This window comes from Pseudomonas entomophila (assembly GCF_029193575.1).
Taxonomy (GTDB): domain Bacteria; phylum Pseudomonadota; class Gammaproteobacteria; order Pseudomonadales; family Pseudomonadaceae; genus Aquipseudomonas; species Aquipseudomonas entomophila_G.
Genome location: NZ_JARGCS010000012.1, coordinates 195917 through 205293 on the forward strand (window position 1 = coordinate 195917; position 9377 = coordinate 205293).

At 61.7% G+C, this 9377-nt stretch carries 9 protein-coding genes; all 9 read left to right on the plus strand.

Annotated features, from left to right (window positions below):
- The first annotated feature begins 169 nt into the window (after nucleotides 1-169).
- The 9 genes from P0Y43_RS05685 (at nucleotide 170) to P0Y43_RS05725 (ending at nucleotide 9242) form a co-directional block, all read left to right on the plus strand.
- The gene (locus tag P0Y43_RS05685) at nucleotides 170-676 is read left to right on the plus strand and encodes a disulfide bond formation protein B (protein WP_275636329.1); all 507 of its coding nucleotides are present in this window, start codon (nucleotides 170-172) and stop codon (nucleotides 674-676) included.
- A 557-nt stretch (nucleotides 677-1233) separates the two neighbouring features.
- On the plus strand, nucleotides 1234-2178 hold the full coding sequence (cyoA, locus tag P0Y43_RS05690) for a ubiquinol oxidase subunit II (RefSeq protein ID WP_275636330.1): 945 nt from the start codon (nucleotides 1234-1236) through the stop codon (nucleotides 2176-2178).
- Nucleotides 2179-2181: 3 nt separating this feature from the next.
- Nucleotides 2182-4203, plus strand: a complete 2022-nt coding sequence (cyoB, locus tag P0Y43_RS05695; protein WP_275636331.1) for a cytochrome o ubiquinol oxidase subunit I — start codon at nucleotides 2182-2184, stop codon at nucleotides 4201-4203.
- 3 nt (nucleotides 4204-4206) lie between these two features.
- Nucleotides 4207-4830, plus strand: a complete 624-nt coding sequence (locus tag P0Y43_RS05700; RefSeq protein ID WP_275636332.1) for a cytochrome o ubiquinol oxidase subunit III — start codon at nucleotides 4207-4209, stop codon at nucleotides 4828-4830.
- On the plus strand, nucleotides 4830-5162 hold the full coding sequence (gene cyoD, locus P0Y43_RS05705) for a cytochrome o ubiquinol oxidase subunit IV (RefSeq protein ID WP_275636333.1): 333 nt from the start codon (nucleotides 4830-4832) through the stop codon (nucleotides 5160-5162). The genes P0Y43_RS05700 and cyoD overlap by 1 nt, the downstream gene beginning before the upstream one ends.
- 11 nt (nucleotides 5163-5173) lie before the next feature.
- Nucleotides 5174-6061: a heme o synthase gene (gene cyoE, locus P0Y43_RS05710; RefSeq protein ID WP_275636334.1), complete on the plus strand. Its 888-nt coding sequence runs from the start codon at nucleotides 5174-5176 to the stop codon at nucleotides 6059-6061.
- A gap of 169 nt (nucleotides 6062-6230) precedes the next feature.
- A complete protein-coding gene (locus tag P0Y43_RS05715) occupies nucleotides 6231-7355 on the plus strand; it encodes a hypothetical protein (protein WP_275636335.1) in 1125 nt (374 codons plus the stop codon).
- Nucleotides 7356-7488: 133 nt separating this feature from the next.
- Nucleotides 7489-8697 carry an alanine transaminase gene (alaC, locus tag P0Y43_RS05720; protein WP_275636336.1) on the plus strand — a complete coding sequence of 403 codons (1209 nt, stop codon included), beginning with the start codon at nucleotides 7489-7491 and terminating at the stop codon, nucleotides 8695-8697.
- Between the two features lie 170 nt (nucleotides 8698-8867).
- Nucleotides 8868-9242, plus strand: a complete 375-nt coding sequence (locus P0Y43_RS05725) for a YkgJ family cysteine cluster protein (protein ID WP_275636337.1) — start codon at nucleotides 8868-8870, stop codon at nucleotides 9240-9242.
- Nucleotides 9243-9377: the final 135 nt, after the last annotated feature.

Genomic DNA, 9377 nt, shown 5'->3' on the forward strand with positions numbered 1-9377 from the left:
CTGCCTGGCATCCGGGCTACCGCGTATTTTGCGGGCGACGTTGAACCGACGTCGTTTCGACCGGTCCTAGCTCACCACGGATAGCCACGGCGCGCCTCTCGACGCATCCCCACGCCGCAACGCCCAGTCGTGCGGTATGCGCTGCTACTGTCCATCGAAGGAATCGGCAATGAACGAACAAACCTTGCGCCTGAATCGGGAACGGCGCTTTCTGGTGCTGCTGGGGCTGATCTGCCTCTCCCTGATCGGCGGCGCCTTGTACATGCAGGTGGTGCTGGGCGAGGCGCCGTGCCCGTTGTGCATCCTGCAACGCTACGCCCTGCTGCTGATCGCGCTGTTCGCCTTCATCGCCGCCGCCATGCCCGGGCGGCGCAGCCTGACGTTCTTCGAAGCCCTGGTGGTGCTCAGCGCGATTGGCGGAATCGTTGCGGCGGGCAACCATGTGTATATACTCGCCAACCCGGCGGTCAGTTGCGGCATCGATACCCTGCAACCGATCGTCGACGACCTGCCACTGGCGCGGGTCTGGCCGCTGGCGTTCCAGGTCGATGGTTTCTGCACCACGCCTTACCCGCCAATCCTTGGCCTGTCCCTGGCGCAATGGGCCTTGGCGGCCTTCGTCCTGACCGCCGTCCTGGTGCCGCTGGGCATCTATCGCAACCGGCGCCGGGCTTAGACAAAAGTCCCGCTTTTACGCAAGTCTGTTGCACGGCGTGAAAGCCCGGGAAATCCCCCCAAAGACTGACCCAGATCAATACGAAACCCTTCTAGAACGTGGCCTGTGGGCCGATCAAGCGGGGTGCGACAAACTGTCGCGAAGTTGATTTTTTGAGCAGTATTGTTACGCATCTTGTAAAAGACTGTTGCTCAATAAGTCATAGTCAAGGGGGGGCGACCTATCTACAATCGCCCCCAATTTCCGTTCGGCACTGCTTGCGAGTCGCAGGAATTGAAGGCAGCCCCAGCGCGCCTTTTGCTGACTTCGTCAAGTTTCGCCCAGCGGCGATCCGGGCGGACCCCCCTCCGCGTTTTCCCGCACCAAATGGACTTGGTCTGAAGTACAGGCCGTTAGCCTAAGAAACCAAAGCACCGTAAACCCGCTTGACGCCAGGTCCTGCAGTCGGACCCCAGGCAGGAGCGAATTCGAGCCCGAAATGCTGACGCTTGGCAGGACGAAGTGTTGGCGACCAAAACACAAATTGCATTGAAGCAAGCTGATCTAGAGGTCGTGAGATGAGTAAAAAGCGTTACCCCAGACTGTTTGGCATATTGCCCTTTTTAGGCATGCTTTTACTCAGCGGGTGCAAGTGGACCCTGCTCGATCCGAAGGGCCAGGTAGGCGTTGAGCAAAAGGAGCTGATCCTGATTGCCACCGGCCTGATGCTCCTGGTCGTCGTGCCCGTCATCATCATGACCCTGGTGTTCGCCTGGAAGTACCGCGCTTCCAACAAGGCCGCCACCTACACCCCCGACTGGTCGCACTCGACCAAGATCGAAGCCGCGGTGTGGATCATCCCGATCCTGATCATCATCGCCCTGGGCTACGTCACCTACCACTCCACCCACAAGCTGGACCCGTACCGTCCACTGGATTCCGATGTGAAGCCGGTGCAGATCGACGTGGTCGCCCTGGACTGGAAATGGCTGTTCATCTACCCGGAGCAGGGCATCGCCACGGTCAACAAGATCGTCTTCCCGGCTAACACCCCGGTCAACTTCCGCGTGACCTCCGACGCCGTGATGAACTCGTTCTTCATCCCTGCGCTGGGCGGCCAGATCTACGCGATGGCGGGCATGACCACCAAGCTGCACCTGATCGCCAACGAAAATGGCGAGTTCGACGGTATCTCCGCGAACTACAGCGGTGCGGGCTTCACCGGTATGAAATTCAAGGCAACCGCCACTTCGCAAGCCGACTTCGATGCATGGGTCGCGCAAGTGAAGGCTTCGCCGAAGAAGCTGGACAAGGCCGAGTACGACGCCTTGGCCAAACCAAGCGAAAACAACCCAGTCGAGCTGTACAGCGAGGCTTCGCCTGACACGTTCCAGCTCATCGTCGACAAGTACGAAGGCATGAACCGTGGTCGTCCGAGCCACGAAGAAGCAGGCAGCAAAGACCTGGCCACTACCAAGGGTGTGGAAACGAGTATGCAACCAGCTGCCGGTGCAGAGGAGTAAGAGATGTTCGGTAAATTAAGCCTGGAGGCGATTCCCTATCACGAGCCGATAGTCATGGTGACGCTTGCCATGATCGCGCTCGGGGGCCTCGCCGTCGTTGGTGCCATCACCTATTTCCGCAAGTGGTCCTACTTGTGGACCGAGTGGCTGACCACGGTCGACCACAAGAAGATCGGGGTGATGTACATCATCGTCGCGATGGTCATGCTGCTGCGCGGCTTCGCCGACGCCATCATGATGCGTACCCAGTTGGCTGCCGCTACCGGCGGCTCCGAAGGCTACCTGCCGCCTGAACACTATGACCAGATCTTCACCGCCCACGGTGTGATCATGATCATCTTCATGGCGATGCCGTTCTTCACCGGCCTGATGAACCTGGCGCTGCCTCTGCAGATCGGTGCACGTGACGTTGCCTTCCCGTTCCTGAACTCCCTGAGCTTCTACCTGCTGCTGGCAGGCGTGCTGCTGGTCAACATCTCCCTGGGCGTCGGCGAATTCGCCAAGACCGGTTGGGTTGCCTATCCGCCACTGTCGGGGATCCAGTACAGTCCGGGCGTGGGGGTTGACTACTACATCTGGGCGCTACAGCTATCTGGCTTGGGTACGACACTGACAGGCGTGAACTTCCTGGTCACCGTCCTGAAGATGCGCGCGCCTGGCATGAAACTGATGGACATGCCGATCTTCACCTGGACCTGCACCTGGGCCAACGTGCTGATCGTCGCTTCCTTCCCGATCCTGACCGCTGCACTCGCCCTGCTGACCGTTGACCGTTATCTGGACTTCCACATCTTCACCAACGAGCTTGGTGGGAACCCGATGATGTACGTCAACCTGTTCTGGGCCTGGGGTCACCCTGAGGTGTACATCCTGATCCTGCCGGCGTTCGGCGTGTTCTCGGAAGTGACCTCGACCTTCTCCAGCAAGCGTCTGTTCGGCCACCACGCGATGATCTATGCATCGGGTGCGATCGCCGTCCTGGGCTTCGCGGTCTGGCTGCACCACTTCTTCACCATGGGTGCCGGCGCCAGCGTCAACACCTTCTTCGGCCTGGCGACGATGCTGATCTCCATCCCGACCGGTGTGAAGCTGTTCAACTGGCTGTTCACCATGTACCAAGGCCGCGTGCGCTTCACCGCGCCGATGCTCTGGACCCTGGGCTTCATGGTCACCTTCTCCATCGGTGGCATGACCGGCGTACTGCTGGCCGTTCCAGGTGCTGACTTCGTCCTGCACAACAGCCTGTTCGTGATCGCTCACTTCCACAACGTGATCATCGGCGGCGCGGTGTTCGGCTACATCGCCGGCTTCGCCTTCTGGTTCCCGAAAGCCTTCGGCTTCACCCTCAACGAGAAATGGGGCAAGGCGGCATTCTGGTTCTGGCTGTCCGGTTTCTACGTGGCCTTCATGCCGCTGTACGCGCTGGGCTTCATGGGCATGACCCGTCGCCTGAACCACTCCGACAACCCACTGTGGGAACCCTACCTGTACGTGGCCGTGGTCGGTGCGGTGCTGATCCTGTTCGGTATCGCCTGCCAACTGATCCAACTGTACGTGTCGGTTCGCGACCGCAACCAGAACCTGGACGTCACCGGCGATCCATGGGGTGGCCGTACCCTGGAGTGGTCGACTTCCTCGCCACCTCCGTTCTACAACTTCGCCCACATGCCTGAGAAGGTCGGCCTGGATGCCTGGCAAGAAGCCAAGGAAGCCGGTGTTGCCTACAAGGCTCCGGCCAAGTACGAAGCGATCCACATGCCGAACAACACCGCTACCGGTCTGTTCATGGGTCTGTTCCTGACCGTCTTCGGCTTTGCCTTCATCTGGCACATCTGGTGGCTGGTGGGTGCAAGCCTGGTAGCAACCATCGCCGTCTTCGTTCGCCACGCCGCGCGTGACGACCAGGGCTACATGGTCCCTGCCGAAGAAGTGGCGCGTATCGAAGGCGAGCGCCTGAAAGCGTTGGCCCAGGCCGGTGCACTGCCTGCTGGCGGCGCACGTGTCGAATCGTTTGAACGGGTGTAATCAATGTCCAGTCAAGTAATCCACGGTGCAGCTCATGGTCACGACCATGGGCATGACGATCACCACCACGACTCGGGCCAGATGACCGTCTTCGGTTTCTGGCTGTACCTGATGACCGACTGCATTCTGTTTGCGTCGCTCTTCGCCACCTACGCGGTGCTGTCCGGCAGTTTTGCCGGCGGCCCGTCGGGTCATGACATCTTCCAGCTCGACTTCGTGCTGGTCGAAACCGCGTTCCTGCTGCTGTCCTCGATCACCTTCGGCTTCGCCATGCTGAAGATGTTCGCTGGCAACAAGGCAGGCGTACTGGGCTGGTTGGCCGTGACCTTCCTGTTCGGTGCCGGCTTCATCGCGATGGAAATCTACGAATTCCATCACCTGATCGCTGAAGGCTACGGCCCGCAGCGCAGTGGCTTCCTGTCGGCGTTCTTCGCGCTGGTCGGCACCCACGGCCTGCACGTGACCTCGGGTCTGATCTGGATGGCGATCCTGATGTATCAGATCCAGACCAAAGGCATCACCCCGACCGCCAAGACCCGCATGAGCTGCCTGAGCCTGTTCTGGCACTTCCTGGACGTGGTCTGGATCTGCGTCTTCACCGTCGTCTACCTGCTGGGGGTTCTGTAATGGCTAACGCGCACGACACTCACCACGAAGGCAATCACGGCAGCGTGAAGTCGTACATGGTCGGCTTCATCCTGTCGATCATCCTGACCGCGATCCCGTTCGGCCTGGTGATGTACCCAAGCCTGCCGAAGAACCTGACCGTCCTGATCGTGGTGGCCATGGCCGTCATCCAGGTGGTGGTGCACCTGGTGTACTTCCTGCACATGGACCGCTCGAAAGAGCAGCGCTCCAACGTGTCGACGTTCCTGTTCACCACCTTGGTCATCGCTCTGCTGGTCGGCCTGTCGCTGTGGATCATGTTCAACATCCACATCGAAATGATGGCCAAGTGAGGTAAGACTGCATGTCCGTGAAGCACTTTATCCAAATCACCAAACCGGGGATCATTTTCGGTAACGTGCTTTCCGTGGCAGGCGGTTTCTTCCTTGCCGCGAAGGGCCATGTGGACTTCGCCCTGTTCCTGGCGGTGGTGGTAGGTACTTCCCTGGTGGTGGCGTCCGGTTGCGTGTTCAACAACTGCATCGACCGCGACATCGACCAGAAGATGGAGCGTACCAAGAACCGCGTCATGGTCCAGGGTGGCATGCCACTGGCCCTCGCGCTGGCCTACGCCACCCTGCTCGGGGTGGCCGGCTTCAGCCTGCTGTACGTCCAGGCCAACCCGTTGGCGGCCTACTGCGCGCTGATCGGTTTCGTCGTCTACGTCGGTTTCTACAGCCTGTGGCTCAAGCGCAAGTCGGTGCACGGCACCTTGGTCGGCAGCCTGTCCGGTGCCATGCCTCCGGTGATCGGCTACTGCGCGGTGAGCAACAGCTTCGACCTGGCGGCCGTGACCCTGCTGGTGATGTTCAGCCTGTGGCAGATGCCACACAGCTTCGCCATCGCCATCTTCCGCTTCAAGGACTACAGCGCCGCCAACATTCCGGTGTTGCCGGTGGCGCGCGGTATCCTCGCGGCGAAGAAGCAGATCGTGCTGTACGTGCTGGCCTTCGTGCTCGCCACCCTGATGCTCACCCTGGGCGGCTACGCCGGCCTGGGCTACCTCGCCGTGGCGGCTGCCATGGGCCTGTACTGGCTGTACATGGCCTGGGGCGGCTACAAGGCCGAGGACGACAGCAAGTGGGCGCGCAAGGTGTTCGGTTTCTCCATCCTCACCGTCACCGCCCTGAGCGTGATGATGTCGGTGGACAGCCAGACCGCCGCCGACGTGCTGATGACCTACGCACGCTGAGCGACACTGCTTCATGAAGAACCCGGCCCAGTGCCGGGTTTTTTCATGGCCTGGTGATGGTCCTAGTCGGGCGAGCCCCACAGTAACCTCACCGCCCCCAACCCTTCCAACTGTCTCCAACCACCGCCCCGGCCTAAGGTGCCCCTCCGACAACCAGGAGGCTCACCGCATGAGCGCATTCACCGTTTATTTCTCCGGCACCGGCTCCCACAGCTTCGACGACAAGAACCCCAACTTCTGGAACGGCGAGTTGGTCTCGACCCTGGCGGCGAACAACGCTGGCCGCGAATTCGTCGACTGGATCGCCGTCGACGGCCCCGGCAGTGGCAACCTGCAGAACGACACCTTGTTCGTGGATGATGGCGACCACTTCAAGATCACCGGCACGTTGTTCGGCAATGGCTGGAAGGAGAACGTCCAGCATGCGCTGCAGGTCATCAAGGGCCAGTGCACCTGGCAGCGCAAGAAGCTCACCCAGGAGGAATACGACAATCTGAAGCGCGCCGGCATTCCGATCCCGGACGCCAGCGCCGGTGGCTCCTGGTTCTGGCGCACGTATGACTACGGCGATCGCCCGGTCACCCCGCAGGCTTTGCAAGAGCAATTGATCAAGCAGATGCGCAAGCCGCTGATCCCCACCACCGTCAACCTGGTCGGCTGGAGCCGCGGAGGCATCAGCTGCCACATGCTGGCCAACGCCATGGCCGATGACCCGCAGCTCAAGGACGTGGCAGTGAACATCTTTGCCATCGACCCGGTGCCGGGTATCGGCAACGTGCAACTGGAGCGCGTGCAACTGGCGACCAACGTCAAGGAGTACGTGGGCTACTACGCCCGCGACGAGCGCTCCAAGGGTTTTGCCTGCGTGATCCCGGTCATGCCCCTGGACGCGCGCATCAGTATCTTCCCGTTGCCGGGGCGCCACGCCACCCTGGTGGGCAATGCTTCGGTCGATGGTGCGAGCGGTGGCGCGGTGCTGATCGAACCGGGCAAGATCGTGCGGCATTTCGCCGAAGTCTGCCTGACACGCTGGGGCACGCAGTTGACCAAGCGCCAACCGCTCGACGATGCCACGCTGACCCAGTACCACCAGGCCATGGCCGCTGCCGACGCGCAATACCAAGCCATGCGCAAGCAGTCCTATACGGCGATCACCGAAGGCAAGGAGCAGCGCTTGGTTCACCATGGCCTCAACGGCACCGAGTTCAGCAAGGTCAGTGGCCAGACCTTCAACCCTGCCGAGGGCCTGGCCCAGGCGCAGCAGAGTGCCGATAGCTACAAGGCTTTGCGCTGAGCGGGGAAGGGGGCCTGCGCTTGACCTGGCCCCCTTTACAAGCGCCGGTCAGGGCGCTTATCTTCTGCCTCGGCCACCGCAGTGGCCAACGTCGCTCGGACGGTTCCGGGCGCTTACGTCTCTCGAGGAAAGCATGGCCGACCAAGGTTCGCCGCGCCGCTTTGCGCGCATCGATCGTCTCCCCCCCTACGTCTTCAACATCACCGCCGAACTCAAGATGGCCGCGCGCCGTCGTGGCGAGGACATCATCGACCTGAGCATGGGCAACCCCGACGGGGCCACGCCGCCGCACATCGTCGAGAAGCTGGTGCAAGTCGCCCAGCGCGAAGACACCCACGGCTATTCCACCTCCCGGGGCATCCCCCGCCTGCGCCGTGCGATCTCGCGCTGGTACCAGGAACGCTATGCGGTCGACATCGACCCGGAAAGCGAAGCCATCGTCACCATCGGCTCGAAGGAAGGCCTGGCGCACCTGATGCTCGCCACCCTCGACCATGGCGACACCGTGCTGGTGCCCAATCCCAGCTACCCCATCCATATCTACGGCGCGGTGATCGCCGGTGCCCAGGTGCGTTCCGTGCCGTTGGTGCCAGGCGTGGACTTCTTCACCGAGCTGGAGCGGGCGATCCGCGAGTCGATCCCCAAGCCGAAGATGATGATCCTCGGCTTCCCCTCCAACCCCACCGCCCAGTGCGTCGAGCTGGACTTCTTCGAGCGCGTGGTGGCCCTGGCCAAGCAATACGATGTGATGGTCATCCACGACCTGGCCTACGCCGACATCGTCTACGACGGCTGGAAGGCGCCGTCGATCATGCAGGTGCCGGGCGCCAAGGACATCGCGGTGGAGTTCTTCACCCTGTCCAAGAGCTACAACATGGCCGGCTGGCGGATCGGCTTCATGGTCGGCAACCCACAGTTGGTCAGTGCCCTGGCGCGGATCAAGAGCTACCACGACTACGGCACCTTCACCCCGCTGCAGGTCGCGGCCATCGCTGCGCTGGAGGGCGACCAGCAGTGCGTGCGCGACATCGCCGAGCAGTACCGCCAGCGCCGCAACCTGCTGGTCAAGTGCCTGCACGAGCTGGGCTGGATGGTCGAGAACCCCAAGGCGTCGATGTACATCTGGGCGAAGATCCCACCGGCCTACGCGCACCTGGGCTCGCTGGAGTTCTCCAAGAAGCTGCTGGCCGAGGCCAAGGTCTGCGTATCGCCGGGCATCGGTTTCGGTGACTATGGCGACGACCACGTGCGTTTCGCCCTGATCGAGAACCAGGACCGCATCCGCCAGGCGATCCGCGGTATCCGCCAGATGTTCCGGGCCGATGGCTTGACCAGCAAGTAACGGCTGGCGGCCTCATCGCGGGCAATCCCGCTCCTGCAGGGGGCGGGTTTGCCAGGCGATCGACGGCCATCTTTTTTTGCATCGCCCTCTTCTCAGCCACCCCTCGCTTCGATTACAAATGGCGCCGCGGGCCCGCCCCGATAACAATAACCTTCCCCCTCCGTGCCATCATGTCCGAACAGAACCCTTGCCTCACCTGCGGCGCTTGCTGCGGCTATTTCCGTGTGTCCTTCTTCTGGGGTGAGTGCCAGTCCTCCGGGGGCCTGGTGCCCGATGACCTGGTGGTGCAGATCAACCCCACGCGGGTGGCGATGATCGGCACCGACGCCAAGCCTTGCCGCTGCATCAGCCTCGACGGCGAGATCGGCAAGCAGGTGGCGTGCACCATCTACGCCAACCGCTCGACTCCCTGCCGCGAGTTCGATGCCTCGTGGGAAAATGGTGTGCACAACCCCAGCTGCGATGCCGCCAGGGCAGCCCATGGGCTGCCGCCCCTGGAAGCCAATGAACCGCTGTGGCCGAACGATGGCGCCGAAGTGGCGTAAAACGCTGAAGCGATATAGCCGATCAAGACAAGGCCATGTGCCATGACCGTTCGTCGGTTGGATCCAACCCCTGCCGGGCTGTAGCCCCCGAAACACGTGCTTTCTTGCAAAAGTATTAACACCATTTGTTCCGCT

Coding starts and splice junctions, on each gene's coding strand:
- P0Y43_RS05685 (WP_275636329.1), top strand. CDS start 170: ATGAACGAACAAACCTTGCGCCTGAATCGGGAACGGCGCTTTCTGGTG.
- cyoA (WP_275636330.1), top strand. CDS start 1,234: ATGAGTAAAAAGCGTTACCCCAGACTGTTTGGCATATTGCCCTTTTTA.
- cyoB (WP_275636331.1), top strand. CDS start 2,182: ATGTTCGGTAAATTAAGCCTGGAGGCGATTCCCTATCACGAGCCGATA.
- P0Y43_RS05700 (WP_275636332.1), top strand. CDS start 4,207: ATGTCCAGTCAAGTAATCCACGGTGCAGCTCATGGTCACGACCATGGG.
- cyoD (WP_275636333.1), top strand. CDS start 4,830: ATGGCTAACGCGCACGACACTCACCACGAAGGCAATCACGGCAGCGTG.
- cyoE (WP_275636334.1), top strand. CDS start 5,174: ATGTCCGTGAAGCACTTTATCCAAATCACCAAACCGGGGATCATTTTC.
- P0Y43_RS05715 (WP_275636335.1), top strand. CDS start 6,231: ATGAGCGCATTCACCGTTTATTTCTCCGGCACCGGCTCCCACAGCTTC.
- alaC (WP_275636336.1), top strand. CDS start 7,489: ATGGCCGACCAAGGTTCGCCGCGCCGCTTTGCGCGCATCGATCGTCTC.
- P0Y43_RS05725 (WP_275636337.1), top strand. CDS start 8,868: ATGTCCGAACAGAACCCTTGCCTCACCTGCGGCGCTTGCTGCGGCTAT.